This window comes from Micromonospora sp. MA102, from assembly GCF_025460765.1.
Lineage (GTDB): Bacteria > Actinomycetota > Actinomycetes > Mycobacteriales > Micromonosporaceae > Micromonospora > Micromonospora halotolerans.
Genome location: NZ_JAMWEG010000033.1, coordinates 1 through 25,456 on the forward strand (window position 1 = coordinate 1; position 25,456 = coordinate 25,456).

Genomic DNA, 25,456 nt, shown 5'->3' on the forward strand with positions numbered 1-25,456 from the left:
CGCTTGCACGGCGAGCTCGGGCACATCCCGCCCGCCGAACACGAGGCGCTACACGCGATGACCCACCCGGTCACCGCACCCCTAAAAACCAGCTAACCAACTCTCCATCAAACCCGGGGCTTGACACTTCGGCCGATCCACGCGTCAGTGACGGGAGAGGCTTCGGTACGCAAGACAGCGTCACGCAGTGGAATGGCCCACAGGTGTTCGAGGAGAAGGACGATAGCGCCGGTACCTGGCGAAATCCACCGCCTCAAGTGCGGGATCTCGTCGCCCTTAAACAGGTAACCCGATCCACCTGAGGTGCTTTCCCCCATCACCGCCGCCGCTCCAGACCCAAGCAGCAGTCGATCCACCAGGTCGCCGGAGTGTCTCGGACTAGCCGCCAGCAAGTCCGGGTCATGATGCTGTTCGATCGTGCGATCTCTATGCATTACGACCGTTGCGACATCGAGCACCCGCACCTGTTCATGATCAGCGAGCAGGTCTTTCATCTCCTTGCGCACTTCAGGGGGAATCCGGTCACCCTTGAAACTGATCATCAAAAGCTGCACAGGCCCTATCACGAGTTCCCCCATTCGCAGACGCGCGCAGATGGCACAAGGCACGTTCCCGGCGTACGGGCAATGAAACGCGGCCTTGTCCGTTGGTCAGCCAGCAAGATCAACGGGACCATATCGGGACCACCTGGGGCCGCAAACAGGCGTCAGGTAAGACCGCGACCTCACACTCTCCCAAGCCTCCGGAGGAGTGCCCCCTGTCTGGGGCTGGAGGTTGCGTCCCGCCGGGTGGTGTAGAAGCTGACCTGCTTCGGCGTGCCGCCGGGATAGAGGTGGGTCATCGCGTGAGTCTCTGTGTGAACGACCAAGAACACGCAGAGGACGGAGTACGCGATGACCCTGGATCAGTCTGCCTTGTTGGAGGTGCTGGATGCACTCAAGGCAGCGGAGGTGAATGATCGTGTCCGGCAGGCGGCGGAGACGATCTATCAGGCGTTGATCGAGGCGGAGTTGACCGCGGTGATCGGCGCTGCCCCGCATCAGCGCAGCGAAGCCCGGGTGGCGCAGCGCAACGGCTACCGCCCGCGCACGCTGACCACGACCGCCGGTGATCTGGACTTGCGGATCCCGAAGCTGCGCACCGGTTCGTTCTTCCCGAGCCTGTTGGAGCGGCGCCGGCGGGTGGATCAGGCGCTGTTCGCGGTGGTGATGGAGGCCTACCTGCACGGCGTGTCCACGCGCAAGGTCGACGACCTGGTCAAGGCGTTGGGTGCCGACTCCGGGATCTCGAAGTCGGAGGTGTCGCGGATCTGCGCCGACCTGGACGAGGAAGTGGGCGCGTTCCGGGACCGGTCCCTCGCCTCGGCAGCGTTCCCCTACGTCTTCCTGGACGCGACCTACTGCAAGGCCCGGGTCAACCGGCGGGTGGTGTCCCAGGCGATCGTGGTCGCCACCGGCGTGCGCGCCGACGGCTGGCGGGAAGTACTCGGGTTCGCCGTCGGTGACAGCGAAGACGGCGCCTTCTGGACCGCGTTCCTGCGCTCACTCAAAGCGCGTGGCCTCGGCGGGGTGCAGCTGGTCATCTCCGACGCCCACACCGGTTTGAAGCAGGCCATCGCCGCGGTCCTGCTCGGCGCCGCCTGGCAACGCTGCCGGGTGCATTTCCTGCGTAACGTCCTGGCCCAGGTCCCGAAAGGCAACGCCGAGATGGTCGCCGCAGCGATCCGCACCATCTTCGCCCAACCCGACGCCGCCCACGTCCGTGAACAGCTCGACGTCATCGCCGGCATGCTCGGCCGGCAACTACCCAAGGTCGAGACCATGCTCCGCGACGCCGCGCATGACCTGCTCGCCTTCACCGGATTCCCGCCCAGCCACTGGAAAAAGATCTGGTCGACCAACCCGTTGGAACGGCTGAACAAGGAGATCAAACGCCGCACCGACGTCGTCGGCGTGTTCCCCAACCCCGAAGCCCTGCTCCGCCTCGCCGGCGCCGTCCTCGTCGAAGCCCACGACGAATGGCAAACCGGCGACCGCCGCTACCTCGCCGAAGGCAGCATGGCCCAGATCAGCACCCCCGCGAAGACCCCCACCAGCGACCTCATCGCTGCCTGACCAGACCCGTTGCCAGCCCGACCGAGAACCGGAAAACTGAACAACGCACAGAGCCTCACGCAGGCGACCTACACCACGCCACGGGACGTGACCGGGGCTGGATGTGTCTAGATCAAGGCAGGAGGTGAATGCTTTGTCTCGGAACGAGCGACATGTACAGCCCAACCCGGACGGTGGGTGGGACATCACGAAGCCGGGAGCGGCGCGGCGTAGCGGCCACGAACGCACCCAGGCGGACGCCGCAGACCGTGCCCGCCAGATTGTGGGGAACACGGGCGGCGGTGAGGTGGTGATCCATGGTCGCGACGGACGGATCCGTGACTCGGACACTGTGTACCCGGGCAACGATCCGAACCCGCCTCGCGATCGCCGCTGATATAGCGGAATCAACAAAGGCCGGGTTGTCACTCTCATGGTGACAGCCCGGCCTTTGCGGGTCCAGCCGTTCTTGCGCTGCAACCCGGCGGCCAGCCCACACAGGTACTCCGTACACCGACCGCATCCGCACCCCGGGCGCCACCCCCGGCTCCGATCGGCGTCGTGGTCGGCAGCCGCACCCGAGCCCGCGGCTCCGCGCGCCGGAACCGACCGCCGATCCGCGCGTGCAACCGATCCAACTCCGCCGCCCACGCATCGACCTCGGCCATCGTCACGGCAGACATCATGCACTACACGGCATCCAAACTGCCGTTGCAGTACTAATCGCCAACGACCGGCTCCGCGTGGGTGCTCGAAGGAAGCCGGTCGCCCCTGCGGCGGGCGGATGCGCCAATGACCCCGAAGGCCCGATGCAGGCTGGCCACCTCAGAAATGACGATAAGCGCAGGCGTCCACGGAACAACGACATGTCCCAGCAACGCCAGCGCGGTCCAACGGCTCCCGAGCACCGAGCGACCACCCACCACGCCCGCGAAACACGAAAAGGCCCCGAGCCGGTGTGAACCACCAGGTCAGGGCCTTGCTCGTTGGTGCGCCGCCAGGGACTCGAACCCCGAACCCGCGGATTAAGAGTATGATCTTGGCCGAGTCATCTGGTCCAGTGGGGGCGCGTGAGTCCATCTGTTCGCGGTCAGACCCTAGCTCAGCGGGATAGCTTCCGGCTAAGTCCGTCGCGCGCCGGCCCCGTCCATCGCGCCGGAGCACCCGCGGAGCACCCTGTGACTACTGTGGCCCGGCTGAAACTGGACCACCTCGATTTGGTTGATCTTTAGTCGCAGGTTTTGGTGGCTGAGCTCACGATCCTCGATTCGGTAGCTGTCGCCCTTTCATCAAGATGACCTCGGCGTGGTGGACGAGGCGGTCGATCATGGCTGCGGCGACCACGCCGTCGCCGGACCTCGCCTCCGGCGGTCGCGGTCCTGGCTGACAGGCGAGCCCGAGGCATTGCATCGTCAGCGGCGACGCTCGTCGTAGGCGACGACCAAGTGCGCGGGTGGCATTGCTCGCAGACCCGGTAGAAACCGGTGGAGGGCATCGCTAGCCTTGCCCGAGGTGCCGATCCAGCAGTCGCGGACCAGCCGGGAGAACGTCTCAGGATCGATGCTGCGCTCCGGTGGGAAGCGCAGCATCTTGCCGCCGCCGCGCCCCTGATCCGGTTCCGCATACATCAGCTGGACCAACTCTGCGGGAAGATAATGCCCGTCGATCAGCTGATGATCGGCATGCGGCTTGGTCATCGGATGAGCGAACTTGACGAACGCGCTTGTACCTCCCAGCCGGAAGTCACCGGCTTTCGCGGGCGGGACGCCGTCCGGCCGGGTGCAGGCCAGCATCGCCTGTAGTTGGCCGAGCAGGCGATCGTTGCCATTGATCCGGTGGATCAGTCCTTGGCTGTCACGATCCAGCACCTTGTACTGCACGATTACGAAGGCGTCCGGCTCGCTGCGCCAGTAGACCAGGTCCGCGCCGGTCTGCGTCTCAGCCCGCTTGAAGTTGATGTTCTTGACCAGCAGCCGGCGCCCCTCGGACTGAAACTCCACCCAGCCGCCCTGCGACCGATGCTGCTCCCAACCCTTGAAGGGAATGATGTCGTCCTGGATCAGGTCATTCTCGTCCGTCCCAAGCTGCGCGACAAAAGCTGCCACCTCGGCTGACGGCTCGTCGGATAGCGGGACCGGCTCGAGGTCGCGCCAGTCCGGGGAGAACAGACGAGCCGCAGTCATGTTGGCGTCCCGGGCTTCCTGCACGGCAGGCCGCCCTGCGACCTCGGCGCCACCGGCCGTTACGGGTGGGAGCAGCACGGACCGGACTATCTCGTCGAAGTCGGCGATCCGTTTCCGCAGCTGGCGAAGAGTCGCCTCGTCGGTGCTGGGCGGGATCGGCCTGGCCGAAGCATGTAGATTCCGCCGCCACCAGTGGGCTTCGTTGACCGGCAGCCCGCTGATGATGGCGTCCACCGGGATTGGTGTGGGCAGCACGGTCCAATTCCGGATCTCCAGGTTGCGTACGCCGGTCGTCCCGCTGCCGAGCCTGCCGAGTGCGTGCGCTCGGGCCAGCGCTACTACCGCCCATTCGGCGCCAGGCGAGCCGGGCAGGTCGACGTTGCCGATCAGCAGTGCCAGCTCGATCGTTTGGTGCTTCCAGTACTCGGCGGCGACCTCGCGGTCTAGGGAGTCGATGCGCCGGCGAGGCTCAGCCGCTCTCCGAACCGGTGCACGGCGAGCGCGCCGTGCGCCTTCTCGTGCCGACTCGAACGACCTGACCGCCGCCATCGGCATCGGCCGGAAGGTGGCGTCGGACAGTACACCGTAGCGGACGAGCTCGACTTGCTCGGCCGTCAGCTGGATCAAGGTCGCCAACGGGGTCAACCGCCCTTCGCGAGGGTACGCCGTCTTGGTAGGAACCATACGGCTGCCATCACACGGATCATGTTCGCCTTTCGGCTGGTGCGGCAGTCGCGTCCCTCGGCGCGGCAGGCGCAGGTAATGGTGGTCATCCGCCAAGGAACGGTGCGGCTGGTGCCGCAGTACCCTGGCCGGACCGGCAGCCGCGCTCCCGCATCAGGGCGGCCCGGCTGGGAATTCTCGCCACATCATGCGACGCCTACCGGACTGGCGCGGCTTTGGTCTTGACCGTCGGCTTGGGCCCGGGCTTCGCCGGCTCGTCGCCGATGTCCTTGGTTGGCTTGAGGACTCGTACGTCGAGCATCCGGGCGCGCAGGGCCATGCTCGTGTCCATGGTCAGCAGCCGGACGGGGAGCGTTCGGGTGTAGGGCTGCAGCGCGAGTGTCCTGTCGATAATCTCGTCGTCGTTGTCGGTCAGCCGAACGTGGTACGCATCGTCGAACAGCACCTCGATGGTGACCTTGTCGTGGGGGACACCGCCGGTCTCGATGACCTCTTTGTGGTTGTCGGCCTCGCGGATCGTAACGCGCGATCGCGGGTGCTCCAGCAGCTCGTCCAGAACGCCTAGGGTGTGCGCGGCACGCCATCGGCTCTGCTGGTTGCCCGACTCCTTGAGCCGGTCCAACTCGTCGAGCACCACCCGGGGCACCACGAGGCGTACCTCTTCGTACCCGATGTTGAGCAGATCCGCGTACGCGATGTCGCGGATCTTGTCTGGGTGATGGATGAAGACGCTGGTGTCCACCACTATCACGTAGGCGTCGGAGCTCCACCTGTCGATCTCGGCCTTGAGCGCTGACCATGCCTGTTCCCACACGTCGGCCCGCTCGGTGAGCTCGGCGCTGAGCAGGTCCTGGGTGAACCGGTCACGGCGGTCGCCGATCTCGGCCAGGCGCCAGAACCGCGGCGTGAAGATGAGCCGGTCGATGTCGGTGGGCCGGATCTGGTTGCGCAGAACCCGGGCGTTCTCGTTCGCCCAGTCCAGGTACCTGGTCAGGTCACCGTGGTTATTCCCGATCGTGGCCTTGGCCCGGAACAGCAGGTCGAGCACGTGGGATGTCTGGGCGCCGGGCGACAGGGTGACGAGCATGGCGACGATCTTGCCAGCACTGTCCAACACAGCAGCAGTGACGATCGGCGGCAATCGCAGCTGACTTTCGGACAGCATTCAACATCCGGACAGCGCACGTGGCGAAGCCGGCCCTTATGGGCCGGAGCGAGCACAATGGTCAGATGACTGCAGAACCGGGAGTGTCGATCCCCTACCGCGCTGCATGGGTGCCGGACGACGATCCGGAACGAGATTGGGACACCGCCTCAGCGCTGGCCCTGCGGTGGCTGGACGCGGAAGCATCCCACTCGGGCGGCACCGTCGTTCTGGTGACCCACTCGTTCGACAACGGTGCGGGCAGCCAGGTGCTCAGCCGGTTCACCCGCGGCCGCAACCACCTGACCACGCGGTCCAGTCCGTTGCCCGGCGTCCGCGGCCCGGTCCTGGCGTACGTTCCCACTAGTGAGGTGCTCGCCCTGGCGATCGCCAGGGCGCGGGGGTCGGCGCTGTGTGTGGTGGAGAGCGTCTCCAATCCTATGCGCGGCTGGGCGATGGTCACCGGTGCCGTCAACTTGCTAACCGGGGAGACCGAGGTACTCGACGAACGGCTGCGCGAGCACCTGGACCGCTTGAAGTTCTACGGCAACAACGGCTACGGCCCGAAGTTCGATCAGGATCGCGCCCGCAATGTGTTGGACGACCTCCGCACCGATGGCCTGCTCGACGTCGATGTCATCGTAAGCGCGCTCGCCGCGCTGAATGTCTCCGTGCGGGGGCAGGAGAAGATCCGCGAACTGGCGAAGAGGTAGCGGCTCCGACTCGCGCGGAAGGTAGGGGCAGCAGGCAGCACGGGGGTGGTCCTGCTGCCCTACCTCGGCCGGATGTGGTGCCAAGACCTTGTCGTCTATGTTGAGGGGAGATCGGGGTTTCCATCCTGGCGAACCTGCGTGAAGGCCAGGTCGGCAGTGACTTCCTCGAACTGCTGATCAAGGTCATGCGGACGCAGTTGAAACGTCTTCCGATCCTGCACAATGCTCGGCGCATGGATGACGATCTTGTGGCTGACTTTGTGCAGGACTTTGCCGAGCAACGCTGGGAGCGGACGGTCACGGCGATCCTTACAGGGGCAAGCGACGACGAGTCCATGCAGCCACTGCTGTCCAAAATTGTATATAACTGGCTAGTTGACCAGGTCCGCAAGACCGACGTCGGATCGGTGCTGCGCCGACTCCGAGAGCACTTGGCCGAGGACTCGACGTTCGAGATGGTTGCCGAAGGCGAGCCGGGTGCGGGGCGGTGGCGCTTGTCAGACACCGACGGGCCGCCCTGGGGTGGGCGCATCGAGGACCTAGTTGCCGCTGCCTATCGGGTGCCTGCCCGAGCGGTTCGCTGGAGTGATCCGACCCGGCGACCTCCGGTCGCCCACGCTGCTGATTTGACGGCCATATTGCGGGAGGTGCTTGAAGCCGCCGATGGTCAGAGTGTCGAGCTGCATCAGCTCGTAGTGGTGATCGTGCAGCGCTTCCCTGCGACGCTCGACCCGGAGTCCCGTGCGATTGACGAGGAGCGCCACCCGGTCCAGGCCACCGAGCTGTCTCCGGACCTTGCATGGGAGGTTCAGCTGGAGGCGTCAGAGCAGATCGACCTCGCAGCCAGCATCTTCGCCCAGCTCACGTCCCAGGAGCGCCAGCTACTCCCTCTGCTTGTCGACGTTTCGGCCGTTCAGGCGCATCTGGGCTGTGGACGCAGCACCGCCTACACCAAGATCAAGAAGTTGAAGGTCCTGATTCAGGAGCTTACCGGCGCCTGCGACGACCCCGAGCAGATCGGGCGGGAGGTACTGGTGCTGTGTACCGGCTAATAGGTGCCCTAGAGGGGCACGCCAGCGCCACCCACTTGCTCAGGTTGGACAATCTGGCTGGTGCGCCGTCAGTTACTGGTAGAGCGTGCCCCAGCGCCAGAGGAGGTTCATGGTGACGGCCGAGCTGCCTGACCGCCTGCGCCGCCTCGCGGAGTCGCTACAGGTCCCCCGCACACTGACCACTGCGGCTGTGCGTAACCGGCTCGGCGATCCCTGCCAGGTCGAACCAGCGACCGGACAGGTGTGGCAGGCCGAATGGGACAACGTCTCGCAGCTGGTACTGCTCCTCTCTGCGGAGGGGCGGCACTGGCAGGTCGTGCCGGTGTCGGTCGAGCCGACCGGGGAAGACGAGCAAAGTCTCCTCGTTAGCCCGGACTGCACAACGCTTCCAGTTGAGGTCACAGCATGGGCAGGGCTGACCACCTCGATCCCGACCGGGACGCTTAGCCGCGCTATCGACAACTGGTCCGCCAACATCACCGCTTGGTGCGCCGACACCTTGGCCGGCACCATACGCACACCCCCTCCAGGCACCCGTCGAGGACGGCCAGCTGTCGATCCTTCCGACAGCAGTATCGCGGTCCGCGCCAGCCTGTCGGACGATCTTGAGGTCCTGGGAGCCGCGCCGCTGGTCCCGGTACAAACAGCGCAGGCCGTGAACCTTAAGTCGGCTGCCGCCCGTGCGGGACTACCTGCCGTGATCACCGCTCTCGGGCTCCCACAGCCCACCGTCATGAAAATTGTGCAGGGAAAGCAGCAGGTGACCCGGCAGCAGGCCGAGGTCCTGGCTCAACTGCTTGGCTACGCCGCCGACGAAATCATGGCGACGACGGGCGGGCTACCTGCGGACCTTGCGGTGGAATTGGAGCAGCCGCGATGGCGGACCGTATGGCGGTCGATCGCCCGCCGTTTGGGCGTTTCGGAAGACGTCGCACGGCTTCGAGCCGGGACTGGAACGTTCGCGATGGCGTTTCGTCAGACTGGCGGCGCCGCCCCGGACTGGCGCAGGCGGATCGGCCAATGGCTCGCAGCCTCCGAAACCGAGACAAGCGGAGCCGAGCATGGCGAGTAGGACAAAATCGGCCGCCGTGAAGACGCAGGCCATGGACATGCTGGACCTGGTGGAACAGCGCCAGCCCGGCGCACTTGACCGGCTGCGCGTCGATGCGCTCGCCGAGATGCAGACCTGGCCGGACGTGCAGGTGCGGCTGGTCGATGAGATCTCGCCGACCGCCGGGGAATGCTCGGTGGCGGGCAGCTACAACGACGAAGCCCAGCCGCCAACGCTCTGCGTGACCGTGTCGGCCTCCCCAGGTCGTCGTCAGTTCACCGCGCTACACGAACTCGGCCACCATCTTCAGAACACCGACACAAATCTCGGCACCAGCATCCTGATGGCCGCCGACGACCGTTTCGAGGACGACGCCTGCGACCTGTTCGCTGCCCGAGTGCTGCTGCCCGACGCGGTGGTGTCCGGCTGCTTCGGCGACCAAACGCCCACGGCCGGCGACATTGTCACGCTCTACCGCAAGTCCAGCGCGTCACGCGCCGCTTGCGTCGTCCGTGCGGCCGAACACCTTGCCAGCTTCGGCGCGGTCGTGCTCTACGACGCAGACGGCGCCGTGTCGTTCGCCATGGCCAAGGGCATCTACCCGCCGGCTCGCGGCAGCGACCAGTCCCAGACAGAGCTGGTCGCCGCCGCATTGCGCGACCCGTGGCGTGCCGACGGCGCGGCGTTCACCGCCGACAGCACCACGATCCGCTACCGCTCCGGACACAGCAGCGACCCGCTCTACGGGCAGGCCGCGTGGTGCGACGGCTACCTGATCTCCGTCCTGGTGACGGACCACGCCCCGTGGCAGACGTTCTCCCCACCCCGGACCGGCGTGCCGGCCCAGCGGCAGCCGACTGAGGCCGAGTGCGAGGTGTGCGGCAACCTCTTCGAGGTAGCCGGCCTTTGCGCCACCTGCAGCGAGCCCCGCTGTCCCTCCGGACACTGCACATGCACGCTGAAACGCGAGCGCCGCTGCGAGCAATGCATGTTGACGTACGGGCTGGCCATGTTCCCGGCCGGCGGCACGGTTTGCCGGGACTGCCTCTGACCTGCGCCTCATCGCAGGTTGGACGGATCCCGAGATGCGTCGTCAGAGGTGGATGAGGGCCACCGACGGCCCTTTAGGGGGTGTCTCAGTTGGTGATCTTTGCGAGTCGGCGGTGGCAGATGAGGATGGCGGCGAGGTCGGCGAAGGCTTGGAAATGTTCGGCTTTGCGTTCGTAGCGGCGCGCGAGGCGGCGGTTGTTGGTGATCCAGGACAGGCACGACTCGACGATCCACCGGTGCCGCCCGAGACGCTGGGAGGACTCGACGCCTTTGCGGGCGATTCGCACGACGATGCCCCGGCGGCGGACCTCGGCCCGGATCGCCTTGTGGTCGTAGGCCTTGTCCGCGTGCAGCTTGCCCGGACGACGGCGGGGCCGGCCGCGACGGCCCCGCACCGGCGTGAAGGCATCCAACAACGGGAACAGCAACTGCGCGTCCGGGGTGTTCGCGGCTGAGATCAGCACCTGCAGCGGTACGCCCCGCCGGTCGCACAAGACATGGATCTTCGAGCCTGGTTTGCCGCGGTCGACCGGGTTTGGCCCGGTCAGATCCCCCTTTTCAGCGCCCGGACACTGATCGAGTCGATCATCGCTCTGGACCAGTCGATCCCACCGGCCACGTTCAACCGGTGCAGCAGCTCGTGATGGATCTGTTCCCACAATCCGTACCGGGTCCACTCAGTGAACCGGCGGTGCACCGTCGGCCGCGACACCCCGAACAACGCAGCGGGCAGCTTCCGCCACGAGCAACCGGCCTGCACCATGTACGCAATCGCCGCCAGGACAGCCCGGTCATCAGCCCGGCGCCTCCCACCGCCCTGAGGCCGTCTCGCAGCCACCGGAATCAACGGCTGCGCAACCGCCCACAAGTCCTCCGGCGCCCAGGTCTGGACCATGTCCCCGACAACATCCGCCATAAATAGAAGATCATGCCCGAGGCCACAACCTCACCAACTGAGACACCCCCTAAGTCCTCATGTAGGGCCTTGACAGTGGGGTTGTCGAGGTAGGCGTTCACCACATCAAGATCGTTGGGGTCGAACGCGTCGGGGTCGCCGTCGGGGTCGTAGATCACCCACACATGGTGGCACGGCGAGCCGTCACCCCCGTCCGCGCCAAACTCCAGACAAGTCATCGCCTCGGGCCCAGGCGCCTGAGGATCGCCCGGAAGGAGCGCTGGTTCCCCCGCGATCGGCCGGGTCGGTTCACACGCCGAGGTGCGGGCCGAACGGTGGCTGGTTGTGTAGCCGTTATCAGGCGTCGCTGGGCCTGCGGCCAGGCGATGCCTTCTGGTTGGAAAAGCGCTGCGGGTCGTCGTGCGACCAGGCTGTATGGGCTGATGAGCGGCGCGACGGTCTCGACGAGTACGAGCTCCTAACTCTTTGACCGTTGGAGTCGGCGCCAGCAGATGATGGCGCAGGCGAGGGTGAGGAAGGCTTTGTGGATGTCGTCGCAAATCTCCCAGCGAATGCGTAGGCGGTGGAACTAATGCAGTAGGGCGATGGTCTGCTCGACGACCCACTGTCGGGTGCCGAGTCCGGAACCGTGGTCGGTGCCGCGTCGGGCGATGACCGGGGTGAGGCCCTTGGCACGTAGCTGACGGCGGTAGCAATCGTAGTCGTAGCCCCGGTCGGCGTAGATCCGCTGCGGTCGCTGCCGGGGTCTGCCTCGGATGCCCTTGATCCGGGGGACCTTGTCGACCAGGGCCATGAGCTGGGTGACGTCGTGGCGGTTGCCGCCGGGCAGCGCCGTGGCGAGGGGGATGCCGCCCGCGTCGGTGATGACGTGGTGTTTCGAGCCTGGCTCGCGGCGGTCGACCGGGCTCGGACAGGTTTTGGGCCGCCCTTGAGCGCTCGGACGTAGGACCCGTCGATCACCGCCCGGAACATGCCCAACTGCCCGGCCGTCCGCAGCCCGCCGAGCAGCACCTCGTGCAGCCGCTGCCACACGCCAGCGTCGTTCCAGTCCCGCAGCCGGCGCCAGCAGGTCATTCCCGACCCGAAGCCCAATTCCTGCGACAGGTGCTCCCACGGGATCGCGGTGTAGAGCACGAACAGGATCCCGCACAACACCTTGCGGTCACCCAGCGGTCGTGCAGGCCGCAGCGGCAGCAGCGGCGCGATCTCGGCCCACAGGTCGTCCGAGACGATCCACGGCGGCTGCTCTATCCAGTTGAGCTAGCGACCCAGATGTCGGTCATCGCACCGACTAAGTCGACATGGCCATCGACTTTCGGAGTCACTGCCGGACACGGCGGACACCGCAGCGCCGATCCCAGGCGGTACAGGCAGTGCTCGCAAGGCCATCAACCTCGAGAACTTCTACAGCTGGCGGCCGTCGAAGCGCACTCGTCCGCCGCGAGGCGCACGGTCGTGTTGATCTGCCACGAAGCCCTCGTCGCCGAGGGTGACCGTAGATGTCAGGCCAAGCGGCCGCCTCCTGGACGATCGGGTCAACGAGCTCGCGCGGCGGCAGGGGGCGAAGGTTGGCGCCTGCTCTGCGACAATCTGAGACATGCATATATCTGTGCCTACAGATGGCACGCCCAAGGCTGTCCAACAGGACCGAGAGGCCAAGGTCCAGCGGTCGGCGGGCTCGCCACGTCGCTGGTTCGCCGGCGGTGTGCTAGCGCTCATCGGTCTTGCCGTACTAATCGGCGCACCGGCAGCGTACCCCAATTTCCGCATGGTGGGCGTGCTAGAGATCCTCGGTGCAACAGCGGGGGCTACTGGCCTAATGGTCCTGTTGTGGAGTGAACGACGTCGACCGGCCGTCCTGTACCTAGCTAACGCCCTTCCGGGTTTCTTACTCTGGTGGATCAGCCTGGTGGCGAATGGGAGACTCGACATTGGCAACCATGAGGCACTAGATGTACTGCTTTCCAGCCTCCAGGCGTTCGGCCTGCTCTGGGCCGTGATTGGATCCGTGCTCGTCGTTCGCCTTGCCAGCCAGGTCGCTAAGACGTCGCCGCCAGCTCCCAGTCAGACCGCTCCGAGGGGAGATGAGCAGGAGCGGCTGACCAGATATCAGCGGTTAATGCTCCTTGCGACGGCTTCGGGTGGTGTAGCGACGGTCGCCGCCGTCTTCATCGGTGCTGCATTCAAGTAGATGGTGGCTGGGGCGACCAAGATCGTGCCTCCCGGTGGGAACGTCTCCTGTCCAACACGTGGTTGTCCATCCCCATCAGTAGCGGCTACGTCGACGGCCAGAGCGCGAACACCGACACCAAAGGCGTCGCGCGGATGACCGTCTGGCCGACCGAACCGATGCCGCTGCGTGTCGTCCCACCAGCCGGCGGCCGGCTCATCACCACCACCCCAACCATCGACCTGTCCACCAACGTCGATGTTCTTGTCGCGTACCAGCCGAATTGCACAGTCATCGTCCTGACCGGTTCGCCCGATGCCTACCAGACGTACGCGTCCAGGGGCCTGGATGACAGCGCACCCGGCGGTTGAACTCGCGTTGCTCGTCCAGTGGCTGATCGGCAGCGGCCACAGCGCCGAGCAGGCAGAAGAGTGGCTGGCGCAGATTCCCGCATGGACCGCGACCGACCGCACGGTGTTGGACGACTTCGCGTCAGAGAACGCATCGAAGTGGTCGACCAAGTCCCGGCAGAGCACCGAGAGCTGGGTACACGACCTGGCGACGTGGACCGGTGAGTGGTCGGCACACCGGACCGGCGGCCATCAGTCAGGCACGTGAGCGATAGCGGGGCTACCCTTTCGTCCGTGGGGCCAGGTACCGGTAGCTCCAAGTCCTGCGTTAGCCGGCCAGCCCGGTCGGGACCGGAAACCCGATACCGCCGCCGGGCGACCCACGGCGATCGGACACCAGAGCCGAACGCCCTGCTCCCAATCTGCTCCCAATTTAAGGGCAACAGGGCGCAAGCCCGTTACCGGCTGAACCGGCGACGGGCTTCCTACCTGCATGTATCTATGGTGGGCGATACTGGGATCGAACCAGTGACCTCTTCGGCGCCTCTCTGTGTCAAGAGAAAGTTCCGAACGAGGTGTTGGCGTCGTGGAGCAGGGTTCGATAGACCACGTCGGCGAGGCGGCGCTTCAAGCAGCGTAGTGCTTCTCGGTGACTCTTCCCGGCTTGTCGTTTGCGCTGGTAGTAGGCCCTGCCTGCGGTGTCGCCGCGGATTTGGGTGATGGCGATGACGTGCAGGGCGCGGTTGAGTTGGCGGTCCCCTGCCCGGGAGAGTCGGTGGCGAACGACGTCGCCGGAGGAGACTTCGATCGGGGCGACGCCGGCGAAGGACGCGAAGTGCGCCGAGGAGGCGAACCGGCTGACCGAGCCGGCGCGGGCGAGGACGATGGCGGCGACGATGTCGCCGACGCCGTAAAGGCGGGTCAGAGTGCTGCCGGACGCGGCGACGGCAGCGGTGATGGCGTCACCGGCCGCGCTGATGCGCCGGTCCAGGCGCCGGACCTCGTCGACGAGGTCGACCGCGATCTGGCGCTGCGTGCGGGCCAGCAGCTCGCGGGGACGCACGGTCCGCAGCAGCGCCGCCGCGCCGTCGGCCGTGAGGTTAGCTGCGGCGCCGGCGGGTAGCAGCTGAGCGAGCAGGACGTGCAGCCGGTTAACGGTCTGGGTGCGGGTACGCACCAGATCCTCACGATGCTCGGTCAACGCCCGCAGCGCCGCTGTGGTCTGGTCTGTCTCAACGCTGTGCAGGCCTTGCGCGGTCAGCGCGGCGACCGCGACGGAGACGGCATCCGCCTGGTCGTTCTTCCGGTTGTGGCCGGTGGACAACAGGCGCACCCGGGCGGCGAGTTTGGCTGGCACGTCGACCGCCCGGACGTCATCGGCTGCCAGCCGCGTCACCAGCGGCGCGCCCAGTCCACCAGCGCCCTCAATCGCCCACACCGCACGAGGGAATCGGCGGGCGAAGCGGCGCAGTTGCCGGTAGCCGTCGCGATTAACCTCTACACGCACCACAGCCAGCACCCGCTGCGAGCTGTCGACCGCCGCCGCGGTCCAGCTCGCCTTGTGCGGATCGACGCCGATGACGACCTTGCCAGCCATCCGTATCCTCTCCTCGTCCAGAACCTGTGACGAGCGAGGAGGGCACACCGACTTTCAGCAGCACAGGCCTCTCTCAAGCCACTCCCCGCCAGCGGCGATGGCCGGGACGCAGGCCGAAGAAAAGCCAGCCCGCAGGCGGCAGGTGTGAAGCGAGCGACCCCGACCACCGCCTCGAAGATCCTGGCTGCAGACCGTGATCTCCGGCCACCATGAAACAAGTCGGTGTGAAGAAAGTGCTCTCCACAGCATTGCTAGTTAACCCAGGCGCGCAGCAGCAAGCCCCGCCATCAAGCAGCGCTCGCCCATGTCGAGGCTGCCAAGGGACATGACAACCGCAGAGATGTAACGCCCGCCCTGCTCAACCAGCGGCCGGTGCCCGACGGCACCGGCCGCTTCTTCGTGCCCGCCGACCAACCGGCACACGACCAACTCTCGGAGGACCGCTCCATGACAACCCACCCATCCGCCACGGCGCGAGTCGCCGACGCATCGAGCTACAGCGCCACCACCCCGCCCGCTCACAAAGCCGCTGCTGGCATCGCCCTCCAATCCGCCCTCTTTCGCATCGGGGGCGCGGAGGCCAAGGAGCGAACGATGCACGCTCACCGACGCGTGTCTCGGCCGGGCCAACCGCCGGACGGAGGCGCATGACGCTGCCGCCCGATGACCAACATCAGCAACGCAAGGAGCCCGATCCGGCAACGGCCGCGGCACCGGGCAAGCGACTTGACCAGGCCAGCGAAGACGACGGTTCATGGACGGTCGACAACGCCGATGGCCGCGCAACGAACGGGTTCACCAAGGTGGTGGCTCCCGGCCAGCCACCCGATCTGCACCCCGGGGCAGCTGCCGCCCTGCTGAAGCTGCTCAGACGCGTCAACGACCGCCGCATGGACAACTGAACGAGGAGAACCGATGACCACCCCTCAACCGAAACTCTTCGCCTTCTACGGCCGCGTGTCGACCGAGGACAACCAGGACCCCGAATCGTCCCGGAGCTGGCAACTCACCCGGGCGACGACTCTGATCCAGCCCCACGGCGGCCGCATCGTCACCGAATACTTCGACGTCGGCCAGAGCCGCTCCCTGCCGTGGCAACGCCGAACCCAGGCCAACCAACTCCTCGCCGCGCTGCGCAACCCACGGCGCGGGTTCTCGGCCGTCGTCGTTGGCGAACCCCACCGGGCCTTCTACGGCAACCAGTTCGGCCTGACGGTGCCTCTATTCGCCCACTACGGCGTCGAACTTTGGGTGCCCGAGATCGGCGGCCCGATCGACCCCGACAACGAGGCACACGAACTCGTCATGTCCGTCTTCGGCGGCATGAGCAAAGGCGAACGCAACCGGATCAAGCTCCGCGTCCGCACCGCCATGGCCGCGCAGACCCTCCTCGAGGGCCGCTACCTAGGCGGACGCCCGCCCTACGGCTACACGCTCCGCGACCTCGGACCCCACCCCAACCCCGCCAAGGCCGCCGACGGCAAACGCCTCAAGGGCTTAACTCCCGATCAGGAGACCGCGCCGATCGTCCGGCGGATCTTCGCCGAGTTCCTCACCGGAATCGGACTCTTCGCCATCGCCGAAGGGCTCACCGCCAACCACGTACCCTGCCCGTCGGCGCATGACCGCGCCCGCAACCCGCACCGCAGCGGAATCGCCTGGTCCAAGAGCGCCGTTCGGGTCATCCTCACCAACCCCCGCTACACAGGGCGGCAGGTGTGGAACAAGCAACGCACCGACGAGGTGCTGCTCGACGTCGACGACGTGGCAATGGGCCACACCGGCGTCATGCGCTGGAACACCCGAGACAAGTGGGTGGTCTCAAAGGAGATCACCCACGAGCCGCTCATCGACGATGCGACGTTCGAGCAAGCCCAAGCAATCCTGCAACGGCGCGGACGGGGAACCGGCGGTCAGCACGTAAGGCACCGCACCCGCAACCCGTACGTCTTCCGCGGGATGATCTACTGCGCCGCCTGCGATCGACGCATGCAGGGCCAGTACAACCACGGGGACGCCTACTACCGCTGCCGCTTCCCCCAGGAATACGCCCTAGCCAACCAGGTCCCACATCCCCGCAACGTGTACCTACGCGAGGACGCCCTCACCGACCCCCTCGACACCTGGCTGGCCTCTGCCTTCACACCCCACCGCATCGAACAGACACTCACCGCGCTCGCCGACGCCCAACCCCTGAATCTTTCGCCCGCTCCGGCCACGGCAGCCCAGACGATCATCAACGAATGCGACGCGAAGCTGGAACGCTATCGTGCCGCCCTCGACGCCGGCGCCGACCCGGCAGTAGTCACCGGGTGGATCGCTCAAACCCAGACCGAACGCGCCCGCGCCGAAGCAGAGCTTGACGCGAACGCGGGCAACAGCCCACGCCGGATGAGCCGAGCGGAAATCACGGGCCTGGTGACGGCCCTCGGCGATATCGCCGCGGCCCTTCGCGACGCCGACCCCGCGGACAAGGCCGAGGTCTACCGCCAACTCGGCCTTCGGCTCACCTACCAGCCGGAAACGCAAACGGTGCGCGCTTCAGTGGATCTAAGCGCGCACCGTGGGGTAATGGTTTGTGTCCGAGGGGGGACTTGAACCCCGCAGCTCCGAGTCTCTGACCTGCGGAGATCGTATCCGCCCTGCTCAGCTTGTGTCTACTCGTGCCCCGTTGTGGCCGCTTGTAGCCCTCTGTTCCCCGCCGTGTGCCCGCCGGGAACACCGTTGATCTTGCCCAAGCGAAGGGGGCCGGCCCAGCGGACCGGCCCCCAGCTGTACGGCTACGGTCGCTCAGCAACCCCGTGCACCGTGTCGGCCGCGTCGACCGGCGCCTCTTCCCACGTCCAGTTGCCGCCCATCACAACGTACCGGCCGTGCTCGTCCGGCTCGATGCGCAGGTCCTCCTCGTCGAGGGCCTTCCGGTCGACCACGATCACGTCGCCTTCCCAGCGCATCGGCGGCACGTCCTGGTCCAGGTACCGCTCCAGCTTGTCGCCGGCCAGCCCCGAGTGCTCCAGCAGCACCCGGTTGTGCCGCCGGGACATCTCCTGGTCGGTCACCACCGCGGCGGCGACGTCGCGGGTGCAGGACCACACCGCCCAGCCGTTCCACCGGCGGACCAGCGTGCCGGCGTACGCCGACTCGAACCGGCGGCCGCCGTCGTACGGGTACTCCAGCCACTCCCCCGAGAAGTACCCGGGCTCGCCGGGCTGGAGGTGCGGGTCGAGGTCGAGCGGCACGCCCGCCTCCGGTCGAGGTCGGTCAAGAGTCAGTTCCACGTGAACTCCTTCGTCGTCAGAACAGGGTCGCTGCCGGCGTTTCGCGCCGCCGGTCCAGCTCTCGCACTTCGTGTCCGGTCTGGTCTTCCCACCACGCGGCGAACATGCGCCGGTGGCACCAGTTGTCCGGCGGCGGCACGTTCAGGTCGCAGAAGCAGAGCAGGACCAGGCGGTCACTGCCGGCCGCGTCCGCGATCTCGGCCAGCTGCTCGGAGATCAGATCCACCCCGGCGGCCTCCAGCCGCTCCAGGTAGATGTGCCGGTACGGCCCCTGCTGCATCTTCAACATCCCGTACGTCGGCGCGAGGAGCCGGGCGAACCCGGCCACGTCGTACGGCAACGGGAACCGAGGGCTGCCGACCGTCGTCCGGACCGGCGCGCCCTGGTCGGGCCTGAACCGCTGGTAGCGGTTCGTGAACAGCTTCAACTCATCCTCCATGTTGAGGCCCTTCGTGGTCGTCGTAGAGCTTCCCGATCACCGGGATCAGCTCGTCCAGGTAGGCGCCCAGCGCGTCCACGGCGGACGCGACGACCGAGGCCGGACCCCGCACGGTCAGCAGCTCCAGCTCCTGGATCCCGTCGCCGTGGGCGACGTCGGCGGGCTGGGCGTCCGGCAGCGGCGGCAGCGGCAGGACCGCCTTCGCCTCCACCATCGGCGTGTACACGCCCTCCCCGATCCGCACGATCGCAGTCACGCTGCTGCTCCCATCGCTAGTAGCCGCTTGCGGCGGCACTTCGGTCCGAGCCGTTCGGCGCGGGCCCGCGGCGTCCTCAGCGGACGTCCGCAGTCCTCGCACTCCACGATCTCCTCGGCGGCCGCCACCTGGTCAGGCATCGGCTACCTCCTCCCTCGCAGCCGGGCGGCGATCCCCCGGCACCATCCGCGGTCGACCCCGAGCCGTTCGGCCACCTCGTCGGCGCTGTAGCCGTCGACGAGGTACCTCGTGGCCAGGGTCGCCACCCGGTCGTCGACCGGCGGGGCGTCCGCCGGCGGCCGGGTCACCATCGGCCGGCCCCGGCGCGGCGGCGGCTCGGCCCCCGTCTCACGCAGGGTGGCGCGGGCCCGGGCCAGGGCCCGGTCCCGCGCCGTCTGCGGCCCGTCGGCCACTACGCCGCCGCCTTGGCCCGGTGCTGGCCCTGCGGCGGCGCCGGCATCGGCACCACCGCGACGACCTTCTGCCGCTCGGCGAGCCACTGCCCGCCGACCCGCGCCAGCCGCTCCACCAGCTCGTCGCGCAGCTTCTTCGCGCCCTCGACGTACTTCTCCAGGTCGTGCAGCACCGCGCGGGCCAGCGGGTCACCGGCCGCCGCCTTCGCCCGCGAGGGCGGCAGGAGGTACCGCTCGTGGGCGGCCAGCTCCATGTCGGCGACGTCGCAGGCGAACGAGATCCCGCGCACCTCCGCGCCCTTGTGGATCGCGTCGACCACGGCCTCGGCCAGGTCCCGGGCGTCGCGCTCGTCGAGCCGCAGCCCAATGTCCTTCCCGGCCGCGAGCAGCACGGCGGCCGCCGTCTCCCGCACCGCCAGGTAGCCCGGCAGGGCCGCCTTCACCTGCGCGGCCTGCGCCGCCTGCTGCGCCGTGAGGCTCACCGCGCCTCACCCCTCACGCATCGGAGGCCGCAGTCAACCACTGCGGCCGTACACCTTGCGGACACACGTGTCCCCTCTCCGTTCGGTTGCTCTGGCAGCTTCGCTGCCCTGACTTCCGCGACGAGCGCCGGACCGGCGTGGGTGTCGAACACCGCGCGTCGGGCGACCCGGAAGGTCGCCGGTCCGAGCGGGACCGCGTTCAGCATCCGCGCCTGCCGGTACAGCTCGGCCTGCGCCCGTCGCATCGACAGCCGGAGGCGGGCCGGCCCGGACGGCAGCGGCCACGCCCACAGGACCGTGACCACTTGCCTCGCACCGATCGCCTCCAACAGCCGGGGGTTGTACATAAACATTGTATAGGACAGACTGCGCACAGTCAAACTGCGACCGTACAGCCGGCGGGCACGGCGACGCCGCCTCTCAGGTTCAGGGCCCGCCGCTGGTCGTCCGAGAGCACCCGACGGGCCTTCTCGACGAGCGGCCCGCCGTCGCAGGCCAGGCACACCACCACCGGGTCCTTGTCGCCCCGGCGCACCCGCACCCGGCCCCGCCGGCAGATCCAGCAGGGCGTCAGGTCGATCGGCCCGATGACCGGCATCAGGGCGCTCCACGCGAACACCCGTCCACGCCCGGAGCATACGCACACCCGGCACCCCGCCGCAGGTAACGCCGGCACGGCGAACGCCCCGCGGGTCAACCCGCGGGGCGTCCACAGTCACCGTCCTCAGTGCTGGCACACCGAGCAGAAGCCGTACTCCTCCACCGCGTCGGCGTGGCCCGGCCAGTCGCAGTTCGGGTCCACCTTGATCGACCCGTCGTTGACCGGCACCGCCGGCACCGGCGCCACGTCGACCGCCTCGGCCGGCACCTCCACCACGACCTCCGGGTCCAGCTCCACCGTCACCGACGCCGCCAGGGCCTGCGCCTTGCGCAGCTTCGCCGACACCTTCCCCGCCGCCGTCCGCAGGTGGTCGACCCGCTGCCGGTACGCCGCCACGCCGCCGTCGGCGCCGGCGAGGACCTTCGCCAGGTCCTCCGCGTCCATCGCCGCCAGCTCGGCCAGGATCTCGCCGGCCGCCGCCAGGCGGTCGATCTTGCTCGTGACCTTCTTCCGCTTGGCGACGACCTCCGCCTGCTTCTCCTCGCTGTGCTCTTCCTCGTCGATCTGGAAGAACCCGGCCTGCTCCTCAGCCAACTTGCACGCCTTCGCGAACTCCTCGGCGTCCCGCGCCGACCTGAACTCTCCCCGCGCCCACTTCACCAGGAACCGCCGCTGCTGGTCGGCCGACAGCCGGCACACGTACCAGGCGACGCCCACCTGCAGCTGCCCCTTGGCAACCAGCTGCTTCGCGTCGTCGATCAGCCCGAGCAGGTCGATCCGCCACCCGATGTACGGCTGGCTCTTGCCGAACAGCTCGGCGATCGCCTCCGTCTCCCAGCCGGCCTGCGCGAGGCGCTGGTAGGCGGCGGCCTCCTCCATCGGCGTCATGTCCTGGCGGTTGACGTTCTCCGCCACCTGCGCGATGAACGCCGTCTCGTCGTCCATCTCCCACACCATCGCGTGCAGCTCCTCGATGCCGCCCTGCTGGGCGGCCCGCCAGCGCCGCTCGCCGACGACCAGGCGGTAGGTGCCCGCCTTCGCCAGCTTGCGCACGGCGACCGGCTGGAGCTGGCCGAGCTTCTGCATCGACGCCGCCAGCTCGGCCAGCTCCTCCTCGGTGAACTGCTTGCGCGGCTGGTCCGGGTCCGCCTCGATCTTGGCTACCGGGATGCTCCGCAGCACCGGCTGCTTGCCCTTCGCGGTGCGCTTCGCGGTCGCAGTCGCAGTCATCGCTTCCTCCACAGTAAACGGGTACCAAAACGTACACATTCATTGTAGTCGAAAGTCGATCTTGCCGTCAATAATCTATGTACGCTCGGCCGTGGAGCGCGTCACGCTGCCCCGCACGCGATCGAGCCGAACAGCGCCGGGACCAGGGGGCCCGCCGCCACGTAGACCGCGGTGCGGCGCACGCTGCGCACCGCCAGGCGGGCCATCGTCGCCAGCTCGACCGCCGGCTCCGGCCGCAGCACCTCCACGACCTTCTCCGCCTGCTCGTCGCTCAGGTCCGCGTCGTCCACCCGCCCCGAGGCCAGCTCGGCCTCGATCCGCCCCGCCAGCTTCTGGACCTCGATCGCGCGCTTCCTATGCAAACCGATCAGCTCCCCGCAATCCGTCTCGATGCGCCAGCCATCCCACTGCGACCCCACACCGCAGAGCGCCCGACCCGCGCCTGAGGAACGGCCCAATGCCGTGGATCATAAGCACGGCGGCACGCTCGGCAACAGATCAACTGTCGACCGTGAGAAATCTTTCGACCGAAAGACGTTACGCGGTGGTAACTAGCGCCGATGGACCACTGTGGAGGGGTCTTTCTCCCCTACTTCCACACGAACTCCAGCCGGTCGACGTCGAGCTGCACCAGGCCGGCCCGGGTCGCCGGCTTCACGATGATCCGGTCCAGGACGAGAGCCAGCAGCTCGCGGCGCCGCTCCAGCGGCGCGTCGACCCACCACTCGGCCAGGCCCTCCGGCGTCGTCGCCGGCAGCGCCTGCAACCGCGCCGCCTGGGCCAGGCGCTCGCGCACCTGCTTCTGCTCGCGCTTCGCCTCGGCCTCGATCGCCGTCAGCGTCACCAGACTGATCTCCCGCCGCGCGTACGCCTGCCCCGCCTCGGCCAGCCGGTCCTCGATCGCCTGGAGCACCCGCTCCATCGTCGCCCCGCCGTCCTTCGCCGAGCCGATCGCGCGCTCCAGCCGCGCCCGCACCTTCGGCGACGCCAGCCGCGCCAGGGCCCGGGCGGCGACCTCCTCCTCCAGGCTCTCCGCCGCGATCCGGATGCGCCCGCACCCGTAGCTGGGGCTGCCGGCCCGGCACACGTACCCGCGCTTGCCGCTGTTGCTCGGCTGCGTGTAGAGCGGCTTCCCGTCGATGTGCGTGCCGGTCCCGCTCTCGTCGGGCAGCGGGTACCCGCACACCAGGAACCCGCCGGACAGCAGGTACTTCCGCACGTTCGTCGCGTGCGGCTGCTTCCGCTCCGGCGCGTCCAGCAGCTCCAGCAGCCGCCCATGCGTCGCCCGGTCGATGATCGCCGGCCACGGGGCCTCGCCTACCACCTCGCCGTGATACGTCCTCAGGCCCGCCAACCGCGGATTGCGCAGCAGCCGCGACAGCGACTGCTGCGTCCACGGCCGGCCGGCGGACGTCATCACTCCCCGTGCCCGTAGATCGGCAACCACTGATCGCATACTGTCCCCGTCGAGGACACGCTTCACGACGTCACGGACCACCGTCGCCTCGGCGTCGATGATCTGTCTGCCTGTCTCGTCGTACCCGTAGCACCGCACCGTCTGACCCCCAGACAACCGCCGGCCTGAACTCGACCGGCCTATAAGCTAGCAGTGCAGCATCGCACCGTGCTACGTACAGGTACGTAGGAGTTACCATCGCGTGACTGTCGCGTTCCGGACACCGTACCCCCCCACCCCGACATTCATGCGAGCCCACGCGAAGAGCCCGGCACCCATTGAGCATGGGTACCGGGCTCTTTTCGCCTCTTCACCGGTACGGCCCCGGTCAGGCCTCGCTGTCCCCCGACTGCTCACCTGACCGGGCCCGCGTACCGAACGACTCCCTGGGATGGGGCCGGTCACATTCAACCACTGCGACCGGATAGCCCGCCACTACAGAGAAGCCCACCGGTCGCCGTCGCGGTACTGGATCTCGACGCAGCCGTAGTTCGGCGTGCCGAAGTCGTACAGCGGCCCGAAGTCCGCGTCGCAGCCCGGCTCGTCCTGCGTCCAGATCAGCCCCTCGTACACCACGCCGCGCTCGGCCTCGTCGACGTCCTTACCGTCCGCGATCGCGCCCTCGTCGATGTCGCCCTCGTCGAGCAGCCGGAACCGGCGGCCCTCCTTCCGGGCCCGCTCGACCATCTGCTCGTCGGCCTGCCGGGGACCGGCCGTCCCCACCTCCGACTCCGACGTGCCGTGCAGCTCGTGGTCCCGGTCCCGGGTAATCACCCAGACGTACGGGCTCGCCGGGAACTCGGCCGCCCGCGCGGCCTGGATCATCGCCATCGACACAACCATCTGTCTCTCCTCCTCTACTCGACCCCGGCGCCGACTGGCACCCGGGCGTCCTGCTGGTCGGTTTCGCCGGCGACGTCGCCGCCGGCCTCCTCCTCGGCCTGGAGCTCGCTCCGGGCCTCCTTGATCCGGTTCCGGCCCCACCGCTCGCTCCGCTTGAAGCGGTCGCCGAGCGCCTTGCCCGTCAGCGGCTCGCCGGCCGCCAGCGAGTCCCGCCACACCTTCCGCGCCGCCGCGTTCTCGTCGGCACCGTCCGGCGGCACCGGCTCCGGCTCCGGGTCCGGCGGCGGCACCGGCTGTCGGACCGGCCACGGCTCCGGCGGCACCACCACGTCCAGCGACGGCAGCGGCACCCGCGCCGACTGCGGCACCGGCTCCGGCTCCGGGTCCGGCACCGGCACGGCCTCTGGCTCGGCGGCACGCGGCTCCGGCACGGGCTCCGGCTGCGGCACCGGCACCGGCACCGGGGGCGGCGGCACCGGGCCCGCGGCGACGGCAGCCAGGAACGCCTCCCGCTCGGCGGCACGCGCCAGGGCGGCGGCACGCGCGGCGGCGTCCGCCTCGCGCCGCTGCTGGGACAGCACCACCAGCCCGATCGACGCCACGACCACCAGGCCGTCGACGGACAGCGGCAGGGTGCTCGCCGTCAGGCTGTCCTCGCCGTACTCCAGGGCCAGGCCCTTCATGTGCCGGTAGCTGGCCAGTGCCGCGACCCCGGCGACGATCACCGTGGCGACGACCTGCACCCGCCGCAGCCACTTGCGCCGCGGTGCCGGCACCTTCGTCATCACCTCCGAGCACAGCAGCAGCGCCAGCGGCGCCCACCCGGCGACGGCACGGGCGACGGCACCCGATCCGGCGTGCGCGATGTTCGCCGCCAGCGATGCCGCGATGCCGGCACCGAACGCGAACCACACGGACACCCACGCGCCCCGGCTCGGCCGCTCCGGCACGTCGACCTTCTCCACGTGAACCACGCCGGCCTACCCGGCGGCCTCGGCGGCACGGCCGCCGGTCGGCAGTGCCGGCACGTCCGGCACCGTCTTGCTCTCCATCGGTTTCCCCCCCAATAGGTCGAGGCCGCCCGGGGGTCCCGGGCGGCTCTCCTCGGTCGTCACAGGCGGGCCAGCGTCTCCCCCACCAGCTCGCCGCGCTCGGCCACCGCCGCCTCGTGCTCGTGCAGGTGGTCGGCGCACAGCAGGCGCTCCTGCGTCCACGGGTCCAGCTCCAGGCCCTCCTCCGGGTCGAACAGGCACAGCCCGCCGTCCCCGCACTTCTCGCCGTCGTGCTCGATTACCACGCGGGCGACCGCGACGCCCGCGCACGGGCCGCCGTCCTCCTCGGGCACGAACTCGGCGTTGAAGGTCGGGACGGTCACTCGCTCGGTGCAGGTCAGCTCGGTCATCTCTCTCGCTCCTCAGGTCAGGGCAGGTCGGGATATGGAAGCGGGGGGGGGCG

At 68.2% G+C, this 25,456-nt stretch carries 29 protein-coding genes and 3 pseudogenes; 10 read left to right on the forward strand and 22 right to left on the reverse strand.

What is annotated here, in order from left to right; translation table 11 throughout:
* Positions 1-107 precede the first annotated feature (107 nt).
* Positions 108-542, reverse strand: coding sequence for a hypothetical protein (locus NFX44_RS32760; RefSeq protein WP_262287480.1), 435 nt, complete (start codon positions 540-542; stop codon positions 108-110).
* A 351-nt stretch (positions 543-893) separates the two neighbouring features.
* Here NFX44_RS32760 and NFX44_RS32765 point away from each other — a divergent pair, with 351 nt between their 5' ends.
* Together NFX44_RS32765 and NFX44_RS32770 are read left to right on the forward strand one after the other, a co-directional pair.
* Positions 894-2,114, forward strand: a complete 1,221-nt coding sequence (locus NFX44_RS32765) for an IS256 family transposase (RefSeq protein WP_262287481.1) — start codon at positions 894-896, stop codon at positions 2,112-2,114.
* A gap of 124 nt (positions 2,115-2,238) precedes the next feature.
* Positions 2,239-2,490, forward strand: a complete 252-nt coding sequence (locus NFX44_RS32770; protein ID WP_262287482.1) for a DUF2188 domain-containing protein — start codon at positions 2,239-2,241, stop codon at positions 2,488-2,490.
* 59 nt (positions 2,491-2,549) lie between these two features.
* On the opposite strand, the pseudogene NFX44_RS32775 reads toward NFX44_RS32770, so the two are convergent.
* The 4 genes and pseudogenes from NFX44_RS32775 to NFX44_RS32790 all read right to left on the reverse strand — a co-directional run.
* A pseudogene (locus NFX44_RS32775) lies at positions 2,550-2,761 on the reverse strand (hypothetical protein); the annotation flags it as partial.
* A gap of 582 nt (positions 2,762-3,343) precedes the next feature.
* Positions 3,344-3,446, reverse strand: a pseudogene (locus NFX44_RS32780) (ATP-binding protein); the annotation flags it as partial.
* A 59-nt stretch (positions 3,447-3,505) separates the two neighbouring features.
* On the reverse strand, positions 3,506-4,912 hold the full coding sequence (locus NFX44_RS32785; RefSeq protein WP_262287483.1) for a hypothetical protein: 1,407 nt from the start codon (positions 4,910-4,912) through the stop codon (positions 3,506-3,508).
* Between the two features lie 244 nt (positions 4,913-5,156).
* Entirely contained in the window at positions 5,157-6,125 is a 969-nt protein-coding gene (locus tag NFX44_RS32790; protein ID WP_262287484.1) for a PIN domain-containing protein, read from the reverse strand.
* Positions 6,126-6,190: 65 nt separating this feature from the next.
* On the opposite strand from NFX44_RS32790, the gene NFX44_RS32795 reads away from it, so the two are divergent.
* The 4 genes from NFX44_RS32795 to NFX44_RS32810 all read left to right on the forward strand — a co-directional run bounded on the left by NFX44_RS32795 (position 6,191) and on the right by NFX44_RS32810 (position 9,971).
* Positions 6,191-6,817 (forward strand): hypothetical protein, encoded by a 627-nt coding sequence (locus tag NFX44_RS32795; protein WP_262287485.1) that lies wholly within the window; start codon positions 6,191-6,193, stop codon positions 6,815-6,817.
* Positions 6,818-7,002: 185 nt separating this feature from the next.
* Positions 7,003-7,869 carry a hypothetical protein gene (locus NFX44_RS32800; RefSeq protein ID WP_262287486.1) on the forward strand — a complete coding sequence of 289 codons (867 nt, stop codon included), beginning with the start codon at positions 7,003-7,005 and terminating at the stop codon, positions 7,867-7,869.
* Between the two features lie 109 nt (positions 7,870-7,978).
* Positions 7,979-8,941, forward strand: a complete 963-nt coding sequence (locus NFX44_RS32805) for a hypothetical protein (RefSeq protein ID WP_262287487.1) — start codon at positions 7,979-7,981, stop codon at positions 8,939-8,941.
* 16 nt (positions 8,942-8,957) lie between these two features.
* A complete protein-coding gene (locus NFX44_RS32810; protein WP_262287488.1) occupies positions 8,958-9,971 on the forward strand; it encodes an ImmA/IrrE family metallo-endopeptidase in 1,014 nt (337 codons plus the stop codon).
* 85 nt (positions 9,972-10,056) lie between these two features.
* On the opposite strand, the gene NFX44_RS32815 is transcribed toward NFX44_RS32810, so the two are convergent.
* From NFX44_RS32815 to NFX44_RS32825, 3 genes and pseudogenes are all read right to left on the reverse strand, one after another.
* Positions 10,057-10,865, reverse strand: a protein-coding gene (locus NFX44_RS32815) for an IS5 family transposase (RefSeq protein WP_262287505.1) whose coding sequence is annotated in 2 segments (ribosomal slippage) — positions 10,057-10,527 and positions 10,530-10,865 — 807 coding nt in all. Because the reading frame shifts where the segments join, the coding sequence is not laid out codon by codon here.
* Positions 10,814-11,044, reverse strand: a complete 231-nt coding sequence (locus NFX44_RS32820; RefSeq protein WP_262287507.1) for a hypothetical protein — start codon at positions 11,042-11,044, stop codon at positions 10,814-10,816. The genes NFX44_RS32815 and NFX44_RS32820 overlap by 52 nt, the downstream gene beginning before the upstream one ends.
* Before the next feature lie 299 nt (positions 11,045-11,343).
* A pseudogene (locus tag NFX44_RS32825) lies at positions 11,344-12,137 on the reverse strand (IS5 family transposase).
* A 1,002-nt stretch (positions 12,138-13,139) separates the two neighbouring features.
* Between NFX44_RS32825 and NFX44_RS32830 the strand changes: the two are divergent.
* On the forward strand, positions 13,140-13,427 hold the full coding sequence (locus NFX44_RS32830) for a hypothetical protein (RefSeq protein ID WP_262287489.1): 288 nt from the start codon (positions 13,140-13,142) through the stop codon (positions 13,425-13,427).
* Positions 13,405-13,674: a hypothetical protein gene (locus NFX44_RS32835; protein ID WP_262287490.1), complete on the forward strand. Its 270-nt coding sequence runs from the start codon at positions 13,405-13,407 to the stop codon at positions 13,672-13,674. Before NFX44_RS32830 ends, NFX44_RS32835 begins: the two co-directional genes overlap by 23 nt.
* Positions 13,675-13,959: 285 nt before the next feature.
* On the opposite strand, the gene NFX44_RS32840 is transcribed toward NFX44_RS32835, so the two are convergent.
* Complete coding sequence (locus NFX44_RS32840) at positions 13,960-15,003, reverse strand: IS110 family transposase (RefSeq protein ID WP_262287491.1); 1,044 nt, start codon at positions 15,001-15,003, stop codon at positions 13,960-13,962.
* A 647-nt stretch (positions 15,004-15,650) separates the two neighbouring features.
* Between NFX44_RS32840 and NFX44_RS32845 the strand changes: the two genes are divergently transcribed.
* Entirely contained in the window at positions 15,651-15,905 is a 255-nt protein-coding gene (locus tag NFX44_RS32845) for a hypothetical protein (protein WP_262287492.1), read from the forward strand.
* A gap of 13 nt (positions 15,906-15,918) precedes the next feature.
* Positions 15,919-17,601, forward strand: a complete 1,683-nt coding sequence (locus tag NFX44_RS32850; RefSeq protein WP_262287493.1) for a recombinase family protein — start codon at positions 15,919-15,921, stop codon at positions 17,599-17,601.
* A gap of 182 nt (positions 17,602-17,783) precedes the next feature.
* Here the strand turns inward: NFX44_RS32850 and NFX44_RS32855 are convergent, their stop codons facing one another.
* From NFX44_RS32855 to NFX44_RS32915, 13 genes are all read right to left on the reverse strand, one after another.
* On the reverse strand, positions 17,784-18,281 hold the full coding sequence (locus NFX44_RS32855; protein WP_262287494.1) for a hypothetical protein: 498 nt from the start codon (positions 18,279-18,281) through the stop codon (positions 17,784-17,786).
* Positions 18,282-18,297: 16 nt separating this feature from the next.
* Entirely contained in the window at positions 18,298-18,720 is a 423-nt protein-coding gene (locus tag NFX44_RS32860; RefSeq protein WP_262287495.1) for a hypothetical protein, read from the reverse strand.
* Positions 18,710-18,976: a hypothetical protein gene (locus tag NFX44_RS32865; protein ID WP_262287496.1), complete on the reverse strand. Its 267-nt coding sequence runs from the start codon at positions 18,974-18,976 to the stop codon at positions 18,710-18,712. The genes NFX44_RS32860 and NFX44_RS32865 overlap by 11 nt, the downstream gene beginning before the upstream one ends.
* Positions 18,973-19,116, reverse strand: coding sequence for a DUF6011 domain-containing protein (locus NFX44_RS32870; RefSeq protein WP_230650381.1), 144 nt, complete (start codon positions 19,114-19,116; stop codon positions 18,973-18,975). Before NFX44_RS32870 ends, NFX44_RS32865 begins: the two co-directional genes overlap by 4 nt.
* Positions 19,117-19,119: 3 nt before the next feature.
* Complete coding sequence (locus tag NFX44_RS32875) at positions 19,120-19,389, reverse strand: hypothetical protein (RefSeq protein WP_262287497.1); 270 nt, start codon at positions 19,387-19,389, stop codon at positions 19,120-19,122.
* Positions 19,389-19,871: a hypothetical protein gene (locus NFX44_RS32880; protein ID WP_262287498.1), complete on the reverse strand. Its 483-nt coding sequence runs from the start codon at positions 19,869-19,871 to the stop codon at positions 19,389-19,391. Before NFX44_RS32880 ends, NFX44_RS32875 begins: the two co-directional genes overlap by 1 nt.
* Positions 19,872-20,247: 376 nt before the next feature.
* Positions 20,248-20,469, reverse strand: a complete 222-nt coding sequence (locus NFX44_RS32885) for a hypothetical protein (protein ID WP_262287499.1) — start codon at positions 20,467-20,469, stop codon at positions 20,248-20,250.
* A gap of 126 nt (positions 20,470-20,595) precedes the next feature.
* On the reverse strand, positions 20,596-21,702 hold the full coding sequence (locus tag NFX44_RS32890) for a ParB/RepB/Spo0J family partition protein (RefSeq protein WP_262287500.1): 1,107 nt from the start codon (positions 21,700-21,702) through the stop codon (positions 20,596-20,598).
* Positions 21,703-21,803: 101 nt separating this feature from the next.
* On the reverse strand, positions 21,804-22,064 hold the full coding sequence (locus NFX44_RS32895) for a hypothetical protein (protein ID WP_262287501.1): 261 nt from the start codon (positions 22,062-22,064) through the stop codon (positions 21,804-21,806).
* Between the two features lie 227 nt (positions 22,065-22,291).
* On the reverse strand, positions 22,292-23,257 hold the full coding sequence (locus NFX44_RS32900; protein WP_315974660.1) for a recombinase family protein: 966 nt from the start codon (positions 23,255-23,257) through the stop codon (positions 22,292-22,294).
* 336 nt (positions 23,258-23,593) lie between these two features.
* Positions 23,594-24,001 (reverse strand): hypothetical protein, encoded by a 408-nt coding sequence (locus tag NFX44_RS32905; protein WP_262287502.1) that lies wholly within the window; start codon positions 23,999-24,001, stop codon positions 23,594-23,596.
* Positions 24,002-24,015: 14 nt separating this feature from the next.
* Positions 24,016-24,975, reverse strand: a complete 960-nt coding sequence (locus NFX44_RS32910) for a DUF2637 domain-containing protein (RefSeq protein WP_262287503.1) — start codon at positions 24,973-24,975, stop codon at positions 24,016-24,018.
* 137 nt (positions 24,976-25,112) lie between these two features.
* Positions 25,113-25,403, reverse strand: coding sequence for a hypothetical protein (locus tag NFX44_RS32915; RefSeq protein WP_262287504.1), 291 nt, complete (start codon positions 25,401-25,403; stop codon positions 25,113-25,115).
* Positions 25,404-25,456 lie beyond the last annotated feature (53 nt).

Bases quoted from the DNA above. Each gene is read 5' to 3' on its own strand.
- NFX44_RS32835 (WP_262287490.1), top strand. From the start codon at position 13,405: ATGACAGCGCACCCGGCGGTTGAACTCGCGTTGCTCGTCCAGTGGCTG.
- NFX44_RS32805 (WP_262287487.1), top strand. From the start codon at position 7,979: ATGGTGACGGCCGAGCTGCCTGACCGCCTGCGCCGCCTCGCGGAGTCG.
- NFX44_RS32850 (WP_262287493.1), top strand. From the start codon at position 15,919: ATGACCACCCCTCAACCGAAACTCTTCGCCTTCTACGGCCGCGTGTCG.
- NFX44_RS32870 (WP_230650381.1), bottom strand. From the start codon at position 19,116: ATGCCTGACCAGGTGGCGGCCGCCGAGGAGATCGTGGAGTGCGAGGAC.
- NFX44_RS32885 (WP_262287499.1), bottom strand. From the start codon at position 20,469: ATGCCGGTCATCGGGCCGATCGACCTGACGCCCTGCTGGATCTGCCGG.
- NFX44_RS32845 (WP_262287492.1), top strand. From the start codon at position 15,651: ATGACGCTGCCGCCCGATGACCAACATCAGCAACGCAAGGAGCCCGAT.
- NFX44_RS32760 (WP_262287480.1), bottom strand. From the start codon at position 542: ATGATCAGTTTCAAGGGTGACCGGATTCCCCCTGAAGTGCGCAAGGAG.
- NFX44_RS32840 (WP_262287491.1), bottom strand. From the start codon at position 15,003: ATGGCTGGCAAGGTCGTCATCGGCGTCGATCCGCACAAGGCGAGCTGG.
- NFX44_RS32915 (WP_262287504.1), bottom strand. From the start codon at position 25,403: ATGACCGAGCTGACCTGCACCGAGCGAGTGACCGTCCCGACCTTCAAC.
- NFX44_RS32800 (WP_262287486.1), top strand. From the start codon at position 7,003: ATGCGGACGCAGTTGAAACGTCTTCCGATCCTGCACAATGCTCGGCGC.
- NFX44_RS32765 (WP_262287481.1), top strand. From the start codon at position 894: ATGACCCTGGATCAGTCTGCCTTGTTGGAGGTGCTGGATGCACTCAAG.
- NFX44_RS32905 (WP_262287502.1), bottom strand. From the start codon at position 24,001: ATGGTTGTGTCGATGGCGATGATCCAGGCCGCGCGGGCGGCCGAGTTC.
- NFX44_RS32860 (WP_262287495.1), bottom strand. From the start codon at position 18,720: ATGGAGGATGAGTTGAAGCTGTTCACGAACCGCTACCAGCGGTTCAGG.
- NFX44_RS32790 (WP_262287484.1), bottom strand. From the start codon at position 6,125: ATGCTGTCCGAAAGTCAGCTGCGATTGCCGCCGATCGTCACTGCTGCT.
- NFX44_RS32795 (WP_262287485.1), top strand. From the start codon at position 6,191: ATGACTGCAGAACCGGGAGTGTCGATCCCCTACCGCGCTGCATGGGTG.
- NFX44_RS32890 (WP_262287500.1), bottom strand. From the start codon at position 21,702: ATGACTGCGACTGCGACCGCGAAGCGCACCGCGAAGGGCAAGCAGCCG.